This is a genomic window from Streptomyces sp. NPDC127084 (assembly GCF_042724175.1).
GTDB lineage: Bacteria > Actinomycetota > Actinomycetes > Streptomycetales > Streptomycetaceae > Streptomyces.
The window spans coordinates 1-21,957 of the sequence record NZ_JBHXFA010000103.1 but is presented as its reverse complement, the minus strand read 5'-3'; the positions used below and the strand labels follow the sequence as shown (position 1 = coordinate 21,957).

General features: G+C 69.2%; 21 protein-coding genes. 10 read left to right on the top strand and 11 right to left on the bottom strand.

Annotated features, from left to right (window positions below; translation table 11 throughout):
- Positions 1 to 40 precede the first annotated feature (40 nt).
- On the bottom strand, positions 41 to 436 hold the full coding sequence (locus ACFWI9_RS22820) for a DUF2267 domain-containing protein (RefSeq protein WP_387164642.1): 396 nt from the start codon (positions 434 to 436) through the stop codon (positions 41 to 43).
- 101 nt (positions 437 to 537) lie between these two features.
- Positions 538 to 969, bottom strand: a complete 432-nt coding sequence (locus tag ACFWI9_RS22815) for an Hsp20/alpha crystallin family protein (RefSeq protein ID WP_387164641.1) — start codon at positions 967 to 969, stop codon at positions 538 to 540.
- 127 nt (positions 970 to 1,096) lie between these two features.
- On the opposite strand from ACFWI9_RS22815, the gene ACFWI9_RS22810 reads away from it, so the two are divergent.
- From ACFWI9_RS22810 to ACFWI9_RS22800, 3 genes are all read left to right on the top strand, one after another.
- Positions 1,097 to 1,771 carry a type III effector protein gene (locus ACFWI9_RS22810; protein WP_387164639.1) on the top strand — a complete coding sequence of 225 codons (675 nt, stop codon included), beginning with the start codon at positions 1,097 to 1,099 and terminating at the stop codon, positions 1,769 to 1,771.
- A 240-nt stretch (positions 1,772 to 2,011) separates the two neighbouring features.
- Positions 2,012 to 2,338: a plasmid stabilization protein gene (locus tag ACFWI9_RS22805; RefSeq protein ID WP_387164637.1), complete on the top strand. Its 327-nt coding sequence runs from the start codon at positions 2,012 to 2,014 to the stop codon at positions 2,336 to 2,338.
- Between the two features lie 26 nt (positions 2,339 to 2,364).
- Complete coding sequence (locus ACFWI9_RS22800) at positions 2,365 to 2,715, top strand: PRC-barrel domain-containing protein (protein WP_387164636.1); 351 nt, start codon at positions 2,365 to 2,367, stop codon at positions 2,713 to 2,715.
- Between the two features lie 31 nt (positions 2,716 to 2,746).
- Here ACFWI9_RS22800 and ACFWI9_RS22795 read toward each other — a convergent pair whose 3' ends face one another.
- The 5 genes from ACFWI9_RS22795 to tap all read right to left on the bottom strand — a co-directional run bounded on the left by ACFWI9_RS22795 (position 2,747) and on the right by tap (position 7,906).
- Positions 2,747 to 3,115, bottom strand: a complete 369-nt coding sequence (locus ACFWI9_RS22795) for a hypothetical protein (protein WP_387164634.1) — start codon at positions 3,113 to 3,115, stop codon at positions 2,747 to 2,749.
- Positions 3,116 to 3,245: 130 nt separating this feature from the next.
- Positions 3,246 to 3,425, bottom strand: coding sequence for a DUF6381 family protein (locus tag ACFWI9_RS22790; protein ID WP_387164633.1), 180 nt, complete (start codon positions 3,423 to 3,425; stop codon positions 3,246 to 3,248).
- Between the two features lie 464 nt (positions 3,426 to 3,889).
- Positions 3,890 to 4,228 (bottom strand): MerR family transcriptional regulator, encoded by a 339-nt coding sequence (locus tag ACFWI9_RS22785; protein ID WP_387164632.1) that lies wholly within the window; start codon positions 4,226 to 4,228, stop codon positions 3,890 to 3,892.
- 916 nt (positions 4,229 to 5,144) lie between these two features.
- The gene (gene tpg, locus ACFWI9_RS22780; protein ID WP_387164629.1) at positions 5,145 to 5,741 is read right to left on the bottom strand and encodes a telomere-protecting terminal protein Tpg; all 597 of its coding nucleotides are present in this window, start codon (positions 5,739 to 5,741) and stop codon (positions 5,145 to 5,147) included.
- A gap of 17 nt (positions 5,742 to 5,758) precedes the next feature.
- Positions 5,759 to 7,906, bottom strand: coding sequence for a telomere-associated protein Tap (gene tap, locus ACFWI9_RS22775; protein ID WP_387164627.1), 2,148 nt, complete (start codon positions 7,904 to 7,906; stop codon positions 5,759 to 5,761).
- A gap of 101 nt (positions 7,907 to 8,007) precedes the next feature.
- On the opposite strand from tap, the gene ACFWI9_RS22770 reads away from it, so the two are divergent.
- Genes ACFWI9_RS22770 through ACFWI9_RS22760 form a run of 3 tightly spaced genes read left to right on the top strand, consistent with a single transcriptional unit; the run spans position 8,008 to position 9,032 of the window.
- On the top strand, positions 8,008 to 8,313 hold the full coding sequence (locus ACFWI9_RS22770) for a hypothetical protein (protein ID WP_387164624.1): 306 nt from the start codon (positions 8,008 to 8,010) through the stop codon (positions 8,311 to 8,313).
- A gap of 24 nt (positions 8,314 to 8,337) precedes the next feature.
- The gene (locus ACFWI9_RS22765) at positions 8,338 to 8,688 is read left to right on the top strand and encodes a hypothetical protein (RefSeq protein WP_387164622.1); all 351 of its coding nucleotides are present in this window, start codon (positions 8,338 to 8,340) and stop codon (positions 8,686 to 8,688) included.
- A gap of 14 nt (positions 8,689 to 8,702) precedes the next feature.
- Positions 8,703 to 9,032 carry a DUF6233 domain-containing protein gene (locus ACFWI9_RS22760; protein WP_387164620.1) on the top strand — a complete coding sequence of 110 codons (330 nt, stop codon included), beginning with the start codon at positions 8,703 to 8,705 and terminating at the stop codon, positions 9,030 to 9,032.
- Here the strand turns inward: ACFWI9_RS22760 and ACFWI9_RS22755 are convergent.
- Complete coding sequence (locus ACFWI9_RS22755) at positions 9,029 to 9,883, bottom strand: Ku protein (RefSeq protein WP_387164649.1); 855 nt, start codon at positions 9,881 to 9,883, stop codon at positions 9,029 to 9,031. The genes ACFWI9_RS22760 and ACFWI9_RS22755 overlap by 4 nt on opposite strands.
- Before the next feature lie 79 nt (positions 9,884 to 9,962).
- Here ACFWI9_RS22755 and ACFWI9_RS22750 point away from each other — a divergent pair, with 79 nt between their 5' ends.
- From ACFWI9_RS22750 to ACFWI9_RS22735, 4 genes are all read left to right on the top strand, one after another.
- A complete protein-coding gene (locus tag ACFWI9_RS22750) occupies positions 9,963 to 11,219 on the top strand; it encodes a tyrosine-type recombinase/integrase (protein WP_387164618.1) in 1,257 nt (418 codons plus the stop codon).
- A 170-nt stretch (positions 11,220 to 11,389) separates the two neighbouring features.
- Positions 11,390 to 13,762 (top strand): tyrosine-type recombinase/integrase, encoded by a 2,373-nt coding sequence (locus ACFWI9_RS22745; RefSeq protein ID WP_387164617.1) that lies wholly within the window; start codon positions 11,390 to 11,392, stop codon positions 13,760 to 13,762.
- Between the two features lie 215 nt (positions 13,763 to 13,977).
- Positions 13,978 to 15,456, top strand: coding sequence for an ABC transporter permease (locus ACFWI9_RS22740; RefSeq protein ID WP_387164615.1), 1,479 nt, complete (start codon positions 13,978 to 13,980; stop codon positions 15,454 to 15,456).
- Between the two features lie 53 nt (positions 15,457 to 15,509).
- Positions 15,510 to 16,196, top strand: a complete 687-nt coding sequence (locus ACFWI9_RS22735; RefSeq protein ID WP_387164613.1) for an ABC transporter ATP-binding protein — start codon at positions 15,510 to 15,512, stop codon at positions 16,194 to 16,196.
- Between the two features lie 383 nt (positions 16,197 to 16,579).
- Here the strand turns inward: ACFWI9_RS22735 and ACFWI9_RS22730 are convergent, their stop codons facing one another.
- The 3 genes from ACFWI9_RS22730 to ACFWI9_RS22720 are packed head-to-tail and all read right to left on the bottom strand — an operon-like array spanning position 16,580 to position 21,784.
- Positions 16,580 to 17,857: a hypothetical protein gene (locus tag ACFWI9_RS22730; protein ID WP_387164611.1), complete on the bottom strand. Its 1,278-nt coding sequence runs from the start codon at positions 17,855 to 17,857 to the stop codon at positions 16,580 to 16,582.
- Positions 17,854 to 21,387: a LysM peptidoglycan-binding domain-containing protein gene (locus ACFWI9_RS22725; RefSeq protein WP_387164610.1), complete on the bottom strand. Its 3,534-nt coding sequence runs from the start codon at positions 21,385 to 21,387 to the stop codon at positions 17,854 to 17,856. Before ACFWI9_RS22725 ends, ACFWI9_RS22730 begins: the two co-directional genes overlap by 4 nt.
- 7 nt (positions 21,388 to 21,394) lie before the next feature.
- Positions 21,395 to 21,784 (bottom strand): pilus assembly protein TadG-related protein, encoded by a 390-nt coding sequence (locus ACFWI9_RS22720; protein WP_387164607.1) that lies wholly within the window; start codon positions 21,782 to 21,784, stop codon positions 21,395 to 21,397.
- Positions 21,785 to 21,957: the final 173 nt, after the last annotated feature.

The window sequence follows — 21,957 nt, the reverse complement described above, 5'->3', positions numbered from 1 at the left end:
TTGCTGTGGCCGGTGCCTCGAACACTGGCGTGCGGTCGGGTCAGGTGGGCTGGGGACGGCCGAAGAGAAGGTCGTAGCCGACGGGGAGCTGGAGCAGGATCTGGCCCAGCAGGTCTTCGCCTGCGGCGTCGGCTGCGGTGGACAGCACGGCGCTGACATCCCAGGCCGCGGTCTGCTCGGTGGCGCCCTCGATCCACGCGGCGGTGGCGCGGACGAACCGTTCCGGTGACAGCGGTTCGGCGCTTTGCAAAGGGTTGAGCAGGATCAGGGCGAAGCCTTCCGGCAGGCGCGCGGCCAGCTGGGCGCGGACATCGCCGACCAGGTGGGCGCCGAGGAGCGCGAGCACCACGCGCGCTGCGCGGTCGGCTTCCTCCAGCGTGTCGTACTCGCCGCGTTCCTTCACGTGGCTGAGGAACGCTTCGCGTCGCAAAGTCATCTCGGACGCCACCCCTTCTGGTTCTTCGGATGCCCCTGGGGGTGCGGAGGGCGGGTGAGGGGGAGATCAGGTGCCCGCCCTCCGCACCGGCCTGGCCGGTGTCAGCCGGAGATCTCCTGGCGGCCGGATCCGACGCCGATGGAGATCTTGCGGGGCTTGGCGCGTTCGGCGATCGGGATGCGCAGCGTGAGTACGCCCGCGTCGTAGTCGGCCTTGATGCGCTCGGTGTCGAGGGTGTCGGCAAGCATGATCTGCCGGGAGAAGACACCCAGCGGCCGCTCGGACAGCTCCATCTGCACGTCGTCCGCCTTCGCCACCGGCCGGCGCTCGGCCTTGACGGTCAGCATGTTGCGTTCGACGTCGATGTCGATCGCGTCCGCAGCGACGCCCGGAAGGTCGAAGGCCACCACATAGTCGTCGCCCTCGCGGTAGGCGTCCATCGGCATCGCCGACGGCTTGGACCAGGTCCCCGGGCCCGTCAGCTGCTGCGCCAGCCGGTCCAGCTCACGGAAGGGGTCAGTGCGCATCAACATCGCGAAAACACCTCCAGCAGGTTCAGGCAGTTGCTGCCAATGCGCTTCACTGACACCGTTGTAACATGTCATCCAATGGATGACAAACATGATGTCGTCCACGTGATGACGATCAAGGAGGTGGCCAGTGGCAGCAGTCAGCCAACCGTCCGCATCCAGCACGAACGACAGCAGCCCGATGTCGTTCCTCACCGCCGCGGCGGCCCTTGCCGCCATCGACGACGCTCTGCGCGACGCCTATCGGCATGATCCGGATACCCCCGACGCGCTCGGACCCGGACCGGAGCAAGCGCTGGCCTCCCTGCTCCTGCTGCGGCAGGTGCGCGAGGAGCTTGCCGGATGGGAGACCGGCCTGATCGAAACCGCCCGCGACGCGGGCGCCAGCTGGGCCGACCTCGCCTCCCCTCTTGGCGTCGCCAGCCGCCAGGCCGCTGAGCGCCGCTACCTGCGCGGCCGCCCCGGCCCCGCCGGGAGCACCGGCGAGCAGCGCGTGACAGCCACCCGCCAGGCCCGCGCCGCAGATCGCAGCACCGCCGCCTGGGCCCGCCGCAACGCCGGCACCCTGCGCCGTCTCGCCGGGCAGATCACCGCCCTCACCGACCTCCCCGCCGAAGCCACCGCCCTCCTGGAACGCCTCCAAGGCGCTCTCGCCGACAACGACGCCGCCGCACTGACAGGCCCCCTCACCGACACACTCCCCCACCTGCAAGACCACCCCGACATCGCAGCCCACCTCAGCAACGTCACCCACCACATGGACCAACTACGCCAGAACAGCACCGACCAACGCCGCGCCACCTGAACGACTGCCCATGCCTGACTGCCAGGGCACCGCGCCCCATCGGTAAGGCCAGCGCGACGCCAGCGGTGGCACGCTGAGAACCCTGTGGCCCGGTCCCCTTCGGCGGTGATGCGGCGACGCCGTCTGGATAGCAGTTCCGGCCCGGCGGGTGTGGAGTGCGGAGGGGGCTGAACACCCCGTGCCGGGGAAGGCGCTGTGGTGGGTGAACTGTCCGATCTGTAGACGAAAGGATGAGACGCCATGCCGGCTGGATCCAGTAAGAAGCGCGAGCGGCAGTACGAGCACATCAAGGACAGCGCCGAGAAGCGCGGCATGTCCGAAGGCCGCGCGAAGGAGATGGCCGCCCGCACGGTCAACAAGGAAAGGGCACGGTCCGGGGAGGCGAAGACGGCCAGCAAGACCTCCACCCGCGACCCCAAGTCCGCCTCACAGCGCGGCGGGCAACGCTCCCACTCCGGCGCACAGGGCCCCACCAAGGACCAGCTGTACGCAGAGGCCAAGAAGAAGAACATCGAAGGCCGCTCCACCATGAACAAGCAGGAACTGCGCAACGCCCTCGGCCGCTGACCTCACCCGATGCGGAAGTCGTTCGCATGAGCTTCGACATGTGGGCCTACCACCCGGAGTCGCACCACACCCCCGGCATGATCCTCATCGGCTACACGGCAGTCGCGAGTGACGGGGAGATCGGCACCGTCCACGAAGACATCGAGGAACCCGGCTCCACCTACGTGGTGGTCGACACCGACCCATGGACCTTCGACGGGCCCGTGCTACTGCCGGCCGGCACCATCAAGCGCGTGGACCGCCACGACAAGACCATCCTCGTCAACCGCACCCGGGACGAGATCAGGCACGCCCCCGCCTACGACCCGAAACAGCATTACGACAACAGCCGGTACCGCGACCGGCTCGCCGATTACTACCGCCCCTTCTACACCTGAACCCCGGCACTTTCCGGGTGTCAGCGGAACATCAGGGTGGATTGCCCAGAGAGTGCACGGAACGGCCGGACCAGAGAGCAGCCTGCTCGATCTGGTCCTGCGTGAGCCCGGTCTTCACGGCGAGCGCGTACAGGCTCAGCCCCTGAGGGCAGGTGGCAAGTGCACGGTCGATCTTGCCTGCCCATAGCTCGACATCCAGGTACGGGCGGGCGCCTGCCGCCTTCATGAGCTCGGCGAGGTGCTCGGGCGAGCAGGCAATCAGCGGCCTGTCTCCATCGCGGGTGGGGTCGTGCGGGTGGAGGTACGACGAATCCGGCACGTGCGTACCCAGCGCCTCGCCCTCCTCGATGAGGGCCTGGCACTGGCCGCATCGTTCCAGTGGCTCGGGGTTGCGGTTCATTTCATCCTGCCAAGCGCAGGCGACCACGAAGGACCGCGGCCGGTGGGGTGCGCGCCTCGCGCCCACCCCACCCCGGCGCTGAGCCACCCCCTCACGGGGCGGGGTGGGCCGCTGCGTCAGGACCGATCGCTCACATAGGGCCGAGATCGTCTCCGCCGGCATTGCCACGCCGCTGCAACTGCTCGCGAAGCTCCCGAGCCTTCTCCATCAGACGCTCGCGCTCCTGAGGGTCCTGGGCACGCTCAGCGGCCTGCTCCATCTCCTGAACCTTCTGCCGCATCGGGTCGCGAGACGCGCCTGAAACGCTCATGATCACTCCTGTGTGACGGGGAGAACGGGCGCCCTCAGCGAAGCACCGCACGCAGACCTCCGCACGACGTGCCAGAACCCATCCCCCTTGGGACAGCAAGGGCGAGACCAGCAGGCCCCCAGCACCAAACCAGCCATGACCGGACAGCCAAACGGGTGAATCGCACAACGAGCGGCGGTGGCGCATGCGCTTCGCGCCCCGGCGGTGTGCGGGGCCGGGACGGTCGTGCACCACGGGTGGAGTTCCTCCAGCTCAAACACCCAGCCGACCATGCCGCCTGCTGGCGTGGGAGCCCCGGTGGAGAGCGCTTCGAGGAGATCGCCGACCTTGGGGTCGGGCAGGGCGCAAGCGCCCCTCACCACGATGTTGCGGTGTGCGGGTGCCGCGTTCTTGGGCGTAGAGCTCTTTGGCGGCCTGGGCTAGGGCCTCACACGGGTACGCGGGGCCTTGTAGGGGCGACCGCCTCAGGTCGTGGCCGGAGGGTTCGCTGATTCGGCGGCGCGGCGGTATTCGGCGTTGATGCGCTGGGCTTCTTCAAGCTGGTCTTCGAGGATGATGATGCGGCAGGCGGCCTCGATGGGGGTGCCCTGGTCGACGAGCTCACGGGCACGGGCCGCGATGCGCAGTTGGTAGCGGGAGTAGCGGCGGTGGCCGCCCTCGGAGCGGAGCGGGGTGATCAGGCGGGCTTCGCCGATGGCGCGCAGGAAGCCCTGGCTGGTGCCGAGTACCTCGGCGGCCCGGCCCATGGTGTAGGCGGGGTAGTCGTCGTCATCGAGACGGTCGAACGAGTCGTCTGCTGTCATTGCACCTCACTGCGGGAATGCGTGGAGGGGCCCTGATGCCTACGGCACCAGGGCCCCGAAGGAACTTCTACCATCTGCCGGCCCCAGTACTGCGCCGGCTTTCTGTGTCCGCACACCCACCCAGGAGGGGTGAGGCATGCGGGGATCGCGGTTGCTCGACCGAAGACCACCTCACTCACGATGTCCTGCGGTACCCGGGACTCAGACATCCACCCGGGCGATCCTGATGGCGCTTGCTCCTCCGTTCATTCCTCTTGATCAACTACTGCGAACTTCCGTACTGCGGGTGATGCGAACTGCTGGTGACCTAAAGGCAAGCGTCACCCTTCGGCAGCCACACCCCGTCGCCTGTCTCCTCTGGCTCGGGACCGGTCTGCCGAAACTCCCGGTGCGCGCGCCCGCAGCCGACGCCTTCACCGAGGTACCGCTCACTGACTTCACTGCTGGTACTGCGAACTGCACTACTGCTACTGCGGTAATGCTCGGCGGCCCCTGATCAGCTACGGGCCACCCGGTCCGGCCGCCAGTCCCGTCGCCTTCCTGCAACCACTCTGGCTTCGGAACTCCACCGCCGCACCGTCCTACGCACTGCAACTACGGGTACTACTGCCCGGAAGGTCGTCTCTACCGGGCCCTACTGACTGCCCTGTCACGGTTACTAGACAAACCATAACCACGCCATCGCCCAATGTCTACTGTGGCGAACATAGATTTTAGCCCGTCCGGCGGTGAAGTAGTCACCCTCCGCCCAACCCGATCGGGACGCAACAAGACGGGTTGCCACCCCGGGCGGGCGCGGCACGCATGCGCGTGAGAGAACGGCCGGGCTGGACGCACCGCGACGCTGTAGGCGCGGCCCGACCGCGGTCAGCGGTCGGGCATAAAGTCGGCCCAGCACCTCCCCGGAGCGTGAGACTCAGTACCGGGCGTCGATGTAGTCGATGCCGGTCAGCTCTACCTCCTCCAGTTGGTGGGCGCGGGCGCCGCGTTCCTGGAAGTAGAGCTCTTTGGCCGCGGCGGCGAGGACCTCGTTCGGGTTTTCGGTGCTGCGTCCGGCTTGGGCGTCCAAGAGGCGGCCGGCCCATGCGGGGGGCAGGTGGAGGGGCGGGAGGAGTCGGAAGCGGGCATCGTCGGTGGTACCGGCGGGGGCTTTGTAGCCGAACGTGGCCCGGACCTCGACGGTCATGCCGGTCTGTGCGGCGGCGCGCTGGCGGGCGCGCTCGCGTACGCGTGGCTGCCAGCGGGAGCGGACGGCTTCGGTGATGCGGTCCTGGACCGGCTTGGGCGGGTGCTTGCGGGCGCCGCGCCGGTAGCGGTTCACGCTGTCTGCGGTGACACCGAGTTCGGCGGCGACCGCGCGGGCGGAGCCGAGTTGCCGCATCAGGTAGTTGATCTGCCCTTTGAGGGTGCGGGGCGGGTCGGTGGTGAAGGTCTGGCGGCTGGCGCGTTCGATGGCCTCTCCGATCAGAGCGTCATCAGCGTCGGCGGTCTCCGGACGGATTTCCCGTGCCATGGCTCTCCTCCCCCTTCCTATTCGCCGTCGTCCAGGACCGCGTCCGTGCCCTTGATGAGCTGGGCGGGGTTGCCGCCCTGTTCCATCAGGTCCACGGCCCACGCCATCGACTGCACTCCCTCCACCTTGACCAGGCCCGGAGCGACACCGAGGCGGAAGGCGCCGGGCAGCGGCTTGCCACTACCGGTGTACGGCAGCAGATCCAACGGGCTCTGTGTGGGCGCCGGGTAGACCACGCAGTCGGACAGCACCCCGAGCGGGAACAGACCGGTGGTGGCCATGTGGCGCATCTTGCGGTGCATGTTGACCCGCGCTTTGGAGATGATCGCGGCGCGGATGTCCGGGCGCCAGGTCGGGCGCTCCAGCTCCGGCCACCGCTCCCCCCGCGTGTAGTTCAGGCCGCGGGCGCGGGAGCGGAGTTTGCCGATCCCGCCCTTCGCCGTCGCTTTCACCGCCGCGAGGACCGCGCGCATGCCCGGGTCGCCCTGGCGGGCGTACTCCATGGCGGTCAGGAAGGCGGCGTCGTCCATACCGGCGCTCACGCCGAGGTCTTCCATGGTGGCCAGCAGCGCGGCCTTGAGCCGGTCGTGCCACGGGTCCAGGTAGGCGCCCGACTCGTAGCGGAGGTAGGCCTCGACGGGTTCGACGTTGTAGCCGAGTTCGACGGCGTAGGCGACGGTGTGCGTCTCGTACCAGGCCGGACCGGTCGGACGCCCACCATGCGGGGTAAACGGCGACGGGAGACGCGGGTCCAGCTCGATGTGCGAGAGGTCCACCAGCCAACAGCCGGGGATCCGCTTGTCGAACACCGGCCGCTTCACGTGCTCGGGGGCGCACAGGCCGACCGGCGTGCGGGAGGCGGCGGCGAGGAACGCCGCGTTCACATCCAGCCCGAGCGCGAACGGCCGGGACGCCTCGTCACCGGAGAGGGTGTCCAGGTCACGCACCCACCCGTACACCTCCTCATCCAAGAAACCGTCCTCCCAACCCTGGGCCAGCGGGTGCTCCGAGGGCACCTCGGGCGGGGCCGGGTCCACGGGCTGCGTGCCGAGCGAGCCCGGGTTGTGCCCGGAGGTCCACGACGTGCCCGTGTCGTCGCGCACGGCGCGGGTCGGGGGGCGCAGCGCGGTCATCAGCTCCAGGCCGTTGACCGCGGTACCGCCGCGCGGGGTCAGCACCCGGTCCGCGTACACGGTCAGCACCCGGGCGATCTCCGGCGCTTCCATGGCGGCGACACCGGGCCAGGAGCGGTCATCCAGCGCGCCCCACGACAGGATCGCGAGCTGCACACACTGTCGCTGCCCGGCCTTGGCGGGACGGTAGATGCGGGCCCACGGCCCGAACCCGCGCCGGGTCAGCTTCCACTTCGCCTTGGCCACCTGGGAGACGACGGGGTGGTCCTCAGGCAGCCGCAGGCCCGCGCGCTGCTGGTGGCCCTCCAACCGCTCCGGCAGCCCGAGTCGCACCGCCGCATCGGCGGTCAGCACGATCAGCGGATCCGCGGCCTGACCATGCCGGTTCAACGCAGGCGCCCCGACCGGCTCACCCAGCGCCCACTCCACCAACTGGGGAATCGTGCGCGCCGGGCAGTCCACCACCAACCCGCCACGACCGTATGCGGTCAGGTCGCCGTCCAACACGAGCAACGGCCCATGCGCGAACCGCGGATCATCCGAGACCGCAGCCGTACGGGCGCCCCGACGCACACCCGATCGTGCTGCGGTACCGGTGCCCGTCCGCCGCACCGACTGCGCGGCAACGGCCGGCTCGGTGGTCGAGATCAGGGTCGAGGGTGTCTCAACCTCCGGCACGGGCGCCGGCTGCGGCGCGGACTCCACCGGCTCCACCACCGGCGTCGGGGCCAGGGCCACGGACGCTGGGGCGGTGATAGACGCAGCCGGCGCAGCACCGCCGTGCGCGGGGTGCTGCGCCGCCCACCCCTTGAGCAGCCGCTGATACGCCGACAGACGCGGCTCCTTCGGCTCGCTCCTGCCGTTCTCCCAGTTCTTGATGCTCTGCGTCGACGTCTTCAGCGCAACTGCCAACCGCGCCTGAGTGACGCCAGCAGCCTCTCGCAGGCGGGCCCGCTCAGCCGGGGGCGGCAACTGCGGCTCCTCCGCCAACAGCGCATCCACGCTCGCGAACAGCTCTTCCTCAGAAGTCATACACCCGAACCTAGCAGACCCTTACCCAAGTATTTAACTCCTTCGCTTAACCCTCTCAGATTCGTCTAGGTAAGGAGTCGCGCCCGCATAGAATCGAACATGTGAACGAAATATCGCTGGAGCCTGCGGAGACACGACCTTGGCGCCCCGAGGACGGCGCACCGCCACAGGTGTGGCTGTGGCCGCAAGGGCACGCGCCCGCGCTGCTGGTCTACACGGGTAAGCGGTGGCGCTGGGCGCTGGTGACCGCGCGGCAGGACTGGGCGAATGGCCGCGTCGTCTACCAGGCCACCATCACCGTGCACGGGAGCACGACCACGCACCTGTATCCCTGGCCGCAGCCGGGACTGCGGGTCTGTTCGCGTGGCAGTGCGGAGCCGTACCGCGCGGCGCACCGCCCCACATAATCGAACAGGCGTATCATTCTGGTCGTGGCTGAATCCTTCCCCGCCGACCTGATCGACGCACAGCGGCGGCTGCACCAGACGTGGGCCGAGTACGAGACGCTGTGCGCCGCGCTGCCGTGGTCCGTAGAGCCTCTGGCGGGCTGGCCGGGCACGGAGCACCCGTACACGGGCGAGATCACCGGTGGGCGTGACGCCAGCCCCGGCTACACCCCCGAGCAGCGAGCCGAAGTGGACCAGCTTCGGGAGCTCCTGCGCGAGCTGTCCGCCACCGTGGCCACGCACCCGTACTGGTCGACGGTGGAGACCGGGGAGCGTGTAGCTGCACGGATGCGGCTGAAGAGCCTGCCCGACGCACAGCCGCCGGCGCCCGCGTAGCCCGGGATTGTCTGATGCCTGACCTCACCGCGGCCGAACGGCTGCTGCGGCAGCGCGCGCTGCGCGACTGGCTCACCTACCAACTGCGCCAGACCGAAGGGGCCATCCGCCGCTTGGAGGCCGAAGAAGCCGAAGAGCGGCGCCGGGAGGAGAAGACGCGCACCGCCCAGTTGTGGAAGTTGCAGCCGGGCCGGGTCAGCGGCATGGAGCCGATGCTCCACCGGGCTGACTGCTCCCTGTACAAAACCCAGCTCGGCTACCTCGACCACGAGCACGTGCTCGTCGCCCTGGAGGAGTTCCCCGAACTGGAGATCTGTAGCGTCTGCGATCCGCCGACCGATTAGGCGCTGCGCTTGCGGCTCGCGGTCTTCTTGGCCGCGCTCTTCTTCGCGGCGCTCTTCTTGGCCGTGTCCTTCTTGGCCGTGGTCTTCTTCGCGGTCCGCTTCTTCGGCAGCTCGTGCACGGTGGCGGGCTCGCCGCGTTTTTCCTTGGCCTCAGCCACGCTTGCGGTGAGCGCGGCCATCAGGTCGACCACCTTCCCGGCCGGCTCCTCCCGCTCCGGCAACTGCGGCGGTGTCGTCCCCTCCGCCTTGGCGGTGATGACGGCCTCTAGCGCCTCCCGGTACTCGTCGTGTAGATCGGGCATCCCCGCGATGCTCATCGTGTCCATGAGCGCGAGCGCGCCTTCGATCTCCCGCTCGTCCAGGTCGACCGCCGGTGGCGCCAGCGAGGACCAGTCCCGGATCTCGTCGGGCCAATGCATCATGTGGATCGCGATGGCGTCCTCGATGACGCGCAGTAGTCCCAGGCGCTCCCTGCCGTGGAATGCCATTTTCGCGACGGCAACTTTCTGACTGCGCTCCAGGGCTTTGCGGAGCAGTACGTAGGGTTTGGCGGCGACGGGCCCGTCGGCCTGGAGGTAGTAGCCCGCCCCGATGCGCACCGGGTCGATGTCGCGGGCCGGCACGAAGGCCTCGATGTCGATCGCCTTCGCGGTCGGCAGCGGCATCGCGTCCAGCTCCTGATCGCTGATCTGGATCGTCGCCCCGTCCGACAGCTCGTAGCCCTTGCTGATCTCCGCGTAGGAGACCTCTTCGCCGTCCAGCTCGCAGATCTTCTTGTAGCGGATCGGGCCCATGTCGGCGGTGTGGACCTGCCGGAACCGCACTGACCTGTCCTCCGACGCAGGCAGCATCTTCACCGGGATCGTGGTGTTGACTGAACCAGTTGAGGAATAACAGCAGGTCAGAGTGTGCGTCTGCTAGCTTCCGCTCATGCGTGAGACGGGTGATCCCTCTCGGGATCTGAACAACTTCGTGCTGCCCCAGACCGGGGCCCTGGTCGAGGCGGCCGACCCGGCCCAGCCGTACGTACTGCTGGACAGCGCCGGGGACGTAGTGGAGGCGGCCTCGGCGTTCTTCGCCGAGTTGCAAGCGTGTTCGCGGCCGCCGTCGACGATCCGTTCGTACGGGATGGATCTGCTGCGGTGGTGGCGGTTCCTGGATGCGCTCGGGGTGGAGTGGCGTCGGGCCACCCGGGCGGAGGCTCGGGACTTCGCGCGGTGGATGGCGATCGCGCCGAAGCCAGTGCGGGCGCACTGGCGCCGAGGGCCCTCCGATCCCAAGGTGCGGTCGGTGGCTGGTGCGTCGGCGGGAGTGCCGAATGCTGTGACGGGGCGGGCGGGGCCGGGGCTGATGTACGCGGCGGCGACGCGGGCGCACTGCGAGACCGTGTTGCGATCGTTCTACGACTTCCACCTGGAGACGGGCACTGGCCCAGTCATCAACCCGTTCCCGCTCGGACGAGAGCGTCGCCGACTGCCCGCCGCGGCCAGTCGGTCGACCCATGCCACGCCCGGCGGGCGGTATCGGCCATCGGTACCGGTGCGGGTGCCGCGCCGGATTCCGGATGCGCGGTTTGACGAGCTGTTCGCGGCGCTGCGCCACAACCGTGACCGGGCACTCCTGGCGTTCTGGGTGTCCAACGGGGCCCGGGCGGAGGAACTGCTGACGTGCCGACAGCGAGATGCGCTGCCAGGCGAGCAACTGCTGGGGGTGGTGCGGAAGGGGACGCGGGCCTATCAACAGGTGCCTTCGTCAGCGGATGCCTTCGTGTGGCTGCGCCTGTATCAGCAGGAGGCGTGGCGGGCAGGGGTACCCCGGGGGCCGGGACGCTGGTTGTGGTGGACGTTGCGGCCACCGTTTCGGCCGCTGACCTACCACGCGGCCCGGGCGATGTTCGGCCGCGTGAACCGGTCGCTGGGGTCGAACTGGACATTGCATGACCTGCGCAAGACGGCGGCCTACCGGATGGCGCGCGATCCGAAGCTGGCGCTCACGGACGTGCAGTGGGTCCTCGGGCACGCGCACCTGAGCACCACCCAGATCTACCTGCCCGCTGGCCGGGACGAGATCGTAGACGCTGTCCGTGCTCACCACGAGCAGCAGAGTCGTGAGGCCAGAGCGAAGCCGTCCCCGGCTGCCGGATATCGGCCGGACTCGCTGGACGAGCTGTTCGGCAGGGCCTGGTGAACGCACGGGTACGAGACGCCACCGGTGCCGCAGCAGCGGGCCCAACCGAACTGCCCCCAGCACCGCGGGCATCTGGAGGGTTGCTGGAGCAGGCTCGTATCCGATTCCCTGCCCGTAGGGCAGGTTCCCGGTGGCCGCTTACCGACGGGCCCGCCGACGAGGTGCTCGGCGTGCTGGAGCAGCCCCCGCTGCGCGCGGAGAAGGCGCACACGCGGTGGCGTCGCAGGTCGGGGGCCCGCGCGATCCTGGCCTGGCTGTCGGGCTTCGCCGGAGACAGCTGGCAGGAACGATGGGAGGCGTCCCCGGCAGCGGCCTGCCCGCAGCGGTGGCGGCGAGAGGCCGTGGCGTGGGTGAACACCACGGTGGACGTTGACGAGACGAGCATCAACGCTGGCCTGCTGGCACTGGCGGCCGCCGACGCAATCCGGCTGTCACTGCGGTGGCAGATGGACCTGAGTAGCTGCCACGTGCGAACCCTCGTGGAGGGGAGCCGCGACCCGGACGGCTTCGCCCGTCTGAAGGAGCTTGTCGGCGCCGAGCGGTGGGCGTCCGCGAGCGGGGGGCGGGCTCGGCGTGCCCTGGTACGGATCCTGCTGGCCAAGGGAGGCGGCCTAGCGGACATCACCGTGGGCGACATGCTGGAGTATGACTCCGAACTACGCCGAACTGCCCACGGAGTCAGCGCCGGCGGCACCCTCTACTACGCATGGCTGCGCGAGCTGGGCCACCTACCGGCCGACGCCCCGACCACCTTGCGGTTCCTGGAGAAGGTCACCGGCCAGCTCACCTGCGCCCAGCTCGTCGACCGCCACCGCATCGCCTCGCCGGGGATCCGGGGCCTGCTCATCGACTACCTGGAGGAACGCCGCCCCCGCCTGGATTACTCCACCTTGGACAACCTCGCTCGGCACCTGACCCGCAACTTCTGGGCCGACATCGAACGCCACCACCCGGGCCTGGAGACCCTCCACCTGCCGGCCGACGTCGCCACCGCCTGGAAGGAACGCCTGCGTACCCGCGTCCAGCGCCGCCGACGCCCGGACGGCTCCATCGAGGAGCAGGTCGTGGAACGCGCCGACCGCGTGATGATCTTCATTGCCGTGCGGGCGTTCTACCTGGACGTCGCCCGCTGGGCGAGTGAGGAGCCCGCGCGCTGGGGATCCTGGGCCGCACCCTGCCCGATCAAGGTGGCCGAGACCGCCGACCGCAAGCGCGCCACCAGGACCAAGGCGCGCATGGACCAGCGCACCCGCGAGCGCCTTCCCGTGCTGGAGACCTTCGCCCGGGCGGCCGCCGACCACCACCGCTTGGCCGCGGCCCACCTCCAAATCGCTCGCGCCACCAACCCCGGCGACGCCTTCACCCTCGACGGCGTCACCTACACCCGCGGCAAGAACCCGGCCGGCGCCGCCGCCCGCAACGCGGCAGGCCGCCTCGTGCATCTCGACCGCGTGGAGCACCGCGCCTTCTGGGCCTGGGCAACCGTCGAGTTCCTGCGCCACACCGGCGCCCGCGTGGAGGAGATGCTGGAGACCACCCACCACGCGGTGATCCAGTACCGGCTGCCCACCACCGGCGAGTTCGTCCCTCTCCTTCAGATCGCCCCCTCAAAGACCGACGTCGAGCGCGTCCTGCTCGTCAGCCCCGAACTTGCCGACGTCCTGGCCATGATCATCCGCCGCGTCCGCGACCCCAAGACCGGCCTCATCCCCCTGGTCACTCGCTACGACTGCGAGGAGCGACAGTGGAACCCGCCGGCGCCTCTGCTCTTCCAGTACAACCGCAGCGGCGAGCCCTGCACCCTCAACTCCCAGACCATCCGCGAGATCCTCAAGGAGACGGTCGCCTTCCTGGGGCTCACCGACGCGGCCGGCCTCCCCCTGACCTTCACCCCGCAGGACTTCCGCCGGATATTCATCACCGACGCCATCCACACCGGCCTTCCACCCCACATCGCCCAGGTCATCGCCGGCCACGCCAACATCAACACCACCATGGGCTACAACGCGATCTATCCCACCGAGACCATCGAAGCCCACCGAGCCTTCATCGCCCGCCGCCGCACCCTGCGCCCCACAGAGGAGTACCGCACCCCCACCGACGCCGAGTGGGAGGACTTCCTGGGTCACTTCGAACGCCGCAAGCTCTCCGTCGGCACCTGCGCCCGCGCCTACGGCACCGCCTGCATCCACGAGCACGCCTGCGTGCGCTGCTCACTCCTGCGCCCCGACCCCGCCCAGCGGGCCCGACTGGTGGAGATCCGCGACAACCTCCTCGACCGGATCGCAGAAGCAGAGCGAGAAGGCTGGTTGGGCGAAATCGAAGGGCTCCGCGTCAGTCTCGCCGGGGCCGAATCCAAGATCAACCAGATCGACTCGGCGGCATCGGCCGGGCTGGTCCTGCTGGGGCTGCCGACACCGAGACCACACGGCAAGAGTGAAGAAACTCAGCGCAGGGAGGCTACTCCTCTCTCCTCATCGACCACTCCGATCACCGAGTGTTGCCCGAAACCTTCGACGCCCCGTGCCCGCCCTCACTATTGATCGGCAGGTCGGCCAACCGGTGCGGCTTGAAATCGCCAGCGAGGGAACTGGACGGTTCCGCAACTGTCGGGCGGGGGGCGATCCGCGGGTCGTGGTGAAGCCGTAGTGGCGGACGCGCAGCTCGTGGCGGCAGTTCGGACCGGCCCCATGGCCTTCTCACGGTTCTCTCAGCGCCGGCTTATCGATACCTCACACTCCATCCCTAACTTGCGGACATGTTCTTCACCTACCTGAGGCGCGAACTGCGCCGCCGCAGAAAGGCGGCCCTCGTCGTCGCCTCCGGCCTCGCGCTGGGTATCGCGCTGGTCATCGTGGTCGACTCCGTGTCCAGCGGCATGGGCAAGGCCCAGGAAAAAGTCCTCCACTCGCTCTACGGCCTCGGCACCGACATGACGGTCACCAAGGCCGCATCGGCGACCGCCGGCAACGCGCAACGGCCGCGCTTCCAGTTCGACGCACGGGACGACGACTCCACGTCCCAGAGCAGCGATCGCGTGATGGTCCAGGGATTCACCACGCTCGCGTCCTCCACCGTCGGAAAGGTCTCGTCCCAGGACGGTGTCTCCGAGGCCGTCGGCGGTCTGAGCCTGAATGTGGTCAAGGTCGACGGGGAGTTCACCCGGGGACAGTTCCAGCAGAACGGGAACTCCGGCGGCGGACGGGGCGGCCCGGGCCAGGGAGGCGGGCAGCCGCAGGGCGAGGTCCGCGGCGGTGGAGCCGACTTCGACATCAACCAGTACACGGTGTACGGAACAGACGTCACGAAGACCGCACTCGGCCCGCTCACCTCGTCGGAGATCACCAGCGGCCGTACGTTCAAGTCGACCGAGACGAACGCCAAGGTCGTCATCGCCGACTCGGCATACGCCGAGACCAAGAAGTACAAGGTCGGCAGCAAAGTCACCGTCAAGGGCGTCACGTACGAGGTGATCGGCATCGCCACCGCCAGCAGTGGCGACTCGGCCGCCAACCTGTACATGCCGCTTCAGCAGGCGCAGACGCTGGCCGGCGAGAAGGACAAGGTCACGACGATCTACGTCCAGGCGTCCGACTCGCAGCAGATCGCCTCGGTCAAGAGCGCCATCCAGAAGAACGTCTCCGGCACCACAGTGACCACGTCCGCCGACCTCGCCGAGACGGTCTCCGGGTCGCTGTCCACCGCCTCCGACCTCGCCACCAGCGTCGGCAAATGGCTGTCGATCACGGTGCTGGCCGCGGCCTTCCTGGTCGCCGGCCTGCTCACCTCCTCCGCCGTCTCCCGACGGGTACGCGAGTTCGGGACACTCAAGGCACTGGGCTGGAAGTCCGGCCGCGTGACCCGGCAGGTCGTCGGCGAAGCCATCGTCAACGGTCTGGTCGGCGGTGCCCTCGGCATCGCGCTCGGCCTGGCAGGTGCCTACGCCGTCACCGCGATCAGCCCCAGCCTCCAGGCCCAGATCGGCGGCACGGGTGGCGGTGGCTTCGGCGGCCCGGGCGGTGGACCCGGCGGTGGTGGACCCGGCGGTGGTGGCGGCTTCGGCCCGGGCCGGGAGGCCGCCAAGTCCCTGGAGGTCGCCCTCACTGCACCGGTCAGTCTGACGACGATCCTCCTCGCGGTGAGCCTCGCGGTGGCCGGTGGTCTGGTCGCCGGGGCGTTCGGCGGCTGGCGTGCCTCCCGCCTGCGCCCGGCGGACGCGCTGCGCCGAGTGGAGTAGCGGCCACCGGGCCGGACACGACACGCATCACCCCGAGAACACCAGGAGCGACCATGTACCAGCTGAGAAACGTCACCAAGAGCTACACCCGCGGCAACGGAACCGTCCTCGCCCTCGACAACGTCGACCTCACCATCGGCGACGGCGACCGCCTGGTCATCCAGGGCCCCACCGGCGGCGGCAAGTCCACGCTGCTCCAGATGCTCGGCGGCCTGGACCGTCCGAGCTCAGGCGAAGTCGTCCTGGACGGCACGGACCTGGCCAAGCTGCCCGAAGCACGGCTGACCAGGGTCCGCAGCGAGACCATCGGCTTCGTCTTCCAGTCCTTCAACCTGATCCCCACGCTCACCGCCCAGGAGAACGTGGAAACCGCCCTCGTCCCGCTCGGCGTGAAGGCGAAGGAGCGCCGCGAACGGGCCGCCGAAGCGCTCACTTCGGTGGGGCTCGGCGAACGCCTCGGCCACCTGCCGTCCGAGATGTCCGGCGGCCAGCAGCAGCGCGTCGCCATCGCCCGCGCCCTGGTGAAGCAGCCCAAGGTGCTGCTCGCCGACGAACCCACCGGCAATCTCGACGAGGGCATGCGCGACGAGATCATGGAAGTCCTCGAACAGATGTGGAAGGAGCACGGCCTGACCTTCGTCATGGTCACCCACGACTCCGCGATCGCGAAGCGGGCTCCCCGGCTGGCGACCATCCGCAAGGGGAAGATCACCGTGACGGAGAGGGCCGTCGCACAGTAGGGAACGGCGGGGCCTGAGACATCAGGCCCCGATCGACGGAGCGGAAAGCGATCTGCCCTGACGTGGGGGACGAGCGCTGCTGAGGAACTAGTTCAGAGAAGTCACCAACCCAAAACTGATCGCACCGCTCCATACAGGCCGGGGCATCCTGCACCTCCAGGCCCCCCTGAGCAATCTGTCACTTCACCCTATGACGGCCGTACCGGGTGGGCACTGCCACGCAGGCGTCGGCCCTCCCGTGGGGAGGGCCGGGAGGGACGGCTGCCCCGCCCGGCCAAGGAACCCGTGGCGGGATGCGCACAGGATGCGCCTATACCGCCCGGCTGCGACAGAGGCGTGCAGCGAATATTTCTCGCGCATATGTGGCAGGTCGGACCCGATGTTCATGTCCGTCGGCCGAACCATCGGCGCAGGCCTCGCCGGCGTGCGACTGCGCCTGCTGCGGGTGGGGTGGGCGGTGGGTTCGGTGGCATCGGCGGTGGTGGTGGCGCTGCCGGCGGCAGCGGGGCAGGCGGTTCCCGCTCGGCTGGAGGCGCTTCGATCACAGGCGGATCGGTGATGCGTGGCTCTTCGACGGTCGGCTCTTCCTGGGCGCTCGCCGGGGTGGGCGGCACGGTGGGCTCGGCAACTGCTGGCGGTTCGGGATGGGCGGGTGCCGGTGGGTCCGGTGCCGGTGCAGCTGGTGTCGTGGCGCGGTTCTGCTTGGCGAGGCGACGCTTGCGTGCTTCGGTCTCTGCGATGACCCGTTGGCGTGACGTGACCGGTGGCGGGCAGGACGGTTCGGTGGGTTGGCCGTTGCCATCGTCGTTGGTCCAGTAGGCGACTTGCCAGTGGTGCTTTGCGAATAGTTTCAGCTGGGGGATGGCGGCGCCGGTGAAGATGCCCCAGTCGCCGACGACAAGGACGTGGGTGCCGACGGTGAGCGGTTTGATGAGGGTGTCGTAGTTGGAGCGCAGCACGATGGTGAAGCGTTCATCGCCGAAGGGGACGTTGGCGGCGAGTGTGGCGTACGGGCTCCCGTTCCTGTCCCGGTCGATGCGCTGGACGGTGCCGTGTACGGCGATCGGGTGCGGGATGGTCTGTCCGGTACGGAGTCGCTGGTACAGCGCGGCGTAGGAGGAGTGGGCGGGGCCGTAGCAGAACCGGTGCCATGGGATGGGGGCTCGCCCGTGGGGCTTGATGCGGAATCGCTCCACGGTGTCCGGGTCGAAGCCGTGCATCTGCAGGAAGCGGGCGATCTTCGCGGCGCTGGTGATGGCTGGTGGCAGGTAGGGCCGGACTGTGGTGGTGTCGCGCTGCCGGACGGGGCCGTCGGGGTCTGTGTCGGCGCCCATGGGTGGTTGGGGCGGTATCGCGTCGATCTGCTCAGGCAGTTCGAGTCGGAGGATTCCCTGGTCGGTGACGTGGGCTAGGCCGTGAGAGCCGCGGGCGATGCCCTGGACGAACTCCGTGGGGTTCAGGGCGCATTCGGGCTGGTGGAGTGTTCCTTTGTTCAGGCGGAACAGGTTGGGGACGGTCTTGTAGCCGCGGACCGGTCCGACGGCGCTGGTGCAGAACTCGCAGATCAGCGGGCGTCTGAAGGTCTCGGGGACCGGGCCGATCTCGTCGGCGGAGACGCGTCGGCCTGAACCGTGCGGACGCTTTTCCCGTGCGTTCTTCATCGGGCACGGGTGACGGGTCGGGGCAGCAGGTTGCGCAGCAGTTCGGCTGTTTCGGCTTCCATGTCGTAGCCGCCCAGCTGTTCGTTGATGTGGGCGAGTCGTGCGGCGGCCTCGCGCAGGGCGTCGAGGTCGCCGACGGCGTGGTGGGCGAGGAAGACCTGGCGGTGGAGCATTTCGCTCTCTTCGGCAGCGAGCAGGCCGCGGCGGGCCGCCCACAGGGCGGCGATGTGGTCATCGGCTTCCCGGCAGCGGGTGGCGAGCTCTTGGGCGACGTCGACGATCGTGGAGACCATTTCCTGGATCGCTGGTTCGGCCCAGGAGTAGCGCTGCGGGGGGATGCCGCTGAAGGGGCGTCCGCGGACCAGGGCGAGGGCGCGGCGCAGTGCGAGGTCACCGTCTTCGTCGTGTCGGGTCATGCCGGTGCGGGCCAGGCGCTGGAATCGGGTCCAGTCACAGGTTACGGCAGGGCCCAGGCGGTATCGACGGTCTCCGGTCTCTTGCAGACGCGGCAGGTGTGCCGTGCCGTCGGGATCTTTGCCAAGCCAGGAGCGGGCGCGGGTGATAACGCCGTCGCGGGTCTGCTTGCTGACGATGCGCCCGGGCCAAAGGGCGTCGTCGATGGCACGGTGATCGACGCCGGGGTTGAGGGCGAGGTAAGCGACCAGTTCGATGCTGGCGGTGAGCCGGTTGGTGTCCACGCGGCCGGTGGCGCCGTCGACGCTGACGGGTCCGAGCAGCCTCACGGTGGGAGCCTCCGGCTGCGCGTCCTCGGCCTGGTCTTCGCTGTCGCGGGAGACGTCTGCGGGTGTCGTGGGTGCCGGGATGGTGACGTGAACGGCAGACGCGGGAGGTGTTGTGCAGGGGGTGGTCACCATGCTGGGCACCTCTGCCGGGCCAGCCACCGACGGGGCGTGGCGTTCGCTGGGCCGGTGAGGTTCGGAGCCTTCGTCCTCCGCAAGGACGTCGGCGAGCGAGGGTCCTGCTGGCTTCCCTTCTCCTTCCGGCTCGGCAGCGGGTTGCTCAGGGCTGTCGCTGTGGGCTTGGGGGGCCTCGTCTTCTTCGGGCAGCTCGAGTTCGGCGTACTCCTGGGGCAGTCCGTCCTCGTCCGGGTCGGAGATGACGGAATAGACCTCATCGGCGGGCTGGCCTTCGTCGTCGGCCGGCTCGGCTTGGTCAGCCGTGTCCTCGGACGGATCGTCCGGGTCAGTGCGTGTCCAGTCGGGAGCGGGGACGTCTGTGTCGCTCGCGGCGAGGGTGAGCAGTTCGATGGAGTCGGCGAAGTGTTCGTCGCTCAGGCCCTGGACCTTGATGGGTAGGCCGGAGCCGGGCAGGACGACGGTCTCTCCCGGTCCGGTGCACTTCAGTGTCCATGCGCCGGCCGGGGCCGGGGAGCTGTGGGTAGTGATGACCGCGCTGGCCGCGTGGGGCTCTTCGATGACGGCGTCGAAGAGTGCTGTGGTGGCCGAGCCGTCTGGGAGGTCGTGAGCGAGCAGGATGTGGGGGGTCCACGCGTCGCCGGCGTCGTCCATCAGCCGAGCAGCGCGCAGACTACTCGCTCCGAGGGCGGCCAGGGCGCGACGCTGGTCGGCAGTGTGGCTGGTGAGGTCGGCGGTGGCGTCGGCGAGCTCGGCAACGCGTGCGACTCGTTCGGGTGCTGCCTCGTCGAGGCCGGGCGCGGTCTGTGCGAGGGCGGTGATTTCGAGGTGTCCGGGTACGGGGGTGCTGGCGAGTTCGACAGCGATGGCCTGGAGAACGTGCCGTGCGAGGTCCGGCTCGCCGGTCAGGTGCAGGATGCCGACGTGTTCGAGGTCGACCAGGACTAGGCGTCCGGCTGTGTCCCATCCGAGGGAGACGAGTGCCGGATAGGGGGCGGTGGCGTCCTTCAGCGTTTCCTCGTCGGCGAGATCGCGGCTGCTCGCCGTGCAGACCCACAGGTCCCCTCGTCCCGCGGCCGCGCTGAATGGCTTCATCGGCGCGACCTCTTCGGCCAGGTGCAGCTCGACCTTCGCTTCGTGGAGGACGACCGCCTCCACGATGGGCAGTTCGCGGCCGACCGCGGCCAGGTTGAGGGCGAGCGAGCGCAGCGCGGCGTCCAGCAAATCGAAGCCTGTGGGGTGCTGTGCGGCACGTAGGCCTTGTTCGGTCGCTGCGGCGCGTCCCTCAGGCATGGGGATACGTCGGCCGGGGCGGCGACGGCGCTGCTGCAGGATCCTGCGGGTGGCCAGGGCGCCTACCAGGGCGGCGGCCATGCCTCCGGCGCCCATCCAGACGGCTGCCGGGGCCAAGGCCGTCTCTCCGTCGGTGTCGTCGGCAGAGGTGTCGGGGGTCTTGTCTCGGGAGTCGGCCTTGGGAGCGGGAGCAGTGGTGCTTGAGGCTGGCGGGGGTGTCGCCGTACGGGAGGGTGCCGGTGTCGCCGCTTCAGGTGCGGCCTGCTCACCTGCGGGCTTCTCGTTGCCTTCTTTGTCCCACGTGCCCTGGGGGGCCGGTGTTGCGTCGGCCTCCTTGTGGGGCTTCTGCGTGGGTGCGTCTGCTTGCTCGCCGGTCTGGGGCAGGTCCAGTTCCTGGCCGGGAAAGATGAGGTTGGGGTTGTCGAAGGTGCCGCCGCCGGGCGTCGTTTCGCCCTTGTTGGCCTCGTAGATGGCGGGCCAGTCCTGCGGGTCACCGTGTTCGCCGGCGATCGACCAGAGGCTGTCGCCCTCGCGGACAACCACGCTCTCCGGCCGGGCGGCGTCGCCCTCCCCTGCAGCCTTGTCCTGGTCCTGCTGCTTGCCGCCTTGGCCCGTCACGCTCGTCTGTTGCTGGTCGGCCTTGTCGTGCGTGGCGGGGCTGTTGCTCGCCGTTGGCGCCGGGTTGGCGGCCGAGGCGACGGGGCGGGCGTCGGCCGGCAGCTTGATGACCGTGCCCTTGGGCAGGTACTGGTCGCCTGCGGCGAGCTGCGGCACGTCCGGGTTGAGGGCGGCGATGTCTTTCCAGCGTTTGCCGTCGCCCAGGTACTCCTCCGCCAGGTCCCACGGTAGTTCCGTGGTCGAGGCGACCGTGTGCTCGGGCCAGTCCGCTTCGTCGGCCACGGCGGTCGCTGTGCCGCTGGGTGATGCGCTGACACTGCTGTCTCCCACGGTGTGGACGGTCGTGGCGGCGACTGCAGGTCCGGTTGTTGCGGCCGAGGCTGCGGTGGGGGCGAGCAGCACGATGCCGCCGATGAGGAACGAGGCGAGGGACTGGAGCCCGCCGATGCCTTTGATCTGGGGTGCGGAGCGGCGCCGTAGCACGGCGACGATCTCCACCAGGACGGAGAAGGTGAAGCAGGCCCAGCCGGCCCAGCCGATGCAGGTGAGGGCGACCAGGAAGAGGGTGCCGTCGTCGGGTTCCAGGAGCATGCCGAGCCCGCCTGCCAGTTCGGTGGGCTGGTGGCCCACCGCAAGGAGCAGGTACGGGATCCCGCCGACCAAGGCCACAAGAATGGCCAGGCCGAGCAGAGCCCGAAGGAGAGCGCCGATAGCGCGCAGGGGGGCGGGGATGCGGTGGGCCATGGTCGGCTCAGCCTCCAGCGGCTTGGGTCTGCAGTTGTGCTGTCGCGGTGCCGGTCACGCTGATCGTGCCCTTGCCCACGAACTGTGCGAAGTACGTGTCGTAACTGTCGTTCACGGTGACGGTGAGGCTCTGCCCGCCGTCGGTGATCTCCACCTCGCCCTGGACGTTAGCGGCGGCGAGGTAGTCCTGGGCAGCCCCGACGGCGGCGTCCGGGTCGATGGTGATGGCCGAGCCCTCGATCGCCTGGGCCGGATCCAACTGCTGGCCGGCGGTACGTGCCGCCTCCTGCGCGAGGGACGTAGCCCGGTTGGCGGCGTTCAGGGCGCCACCCCCATCGACGAGCAGGCCCATCACGATCAGGAGGGCGAGTGTGGATACGGCGAAGAACGTGGACATGGAACCGCGCTCACGCCGAGGCGCGGTCAGGGCGGCACGCCACCGCTGTCGGAATTCGTGAACCGCACGCGTCACTGACGTGTTGGAAAACTCGTAGGTTCGGCAGTCATCGCCGTTGCAGATCGTGTTCTGGTGCTGGCCAGGGGGCTTGACTCGATGGAGTGAGGTTTTTG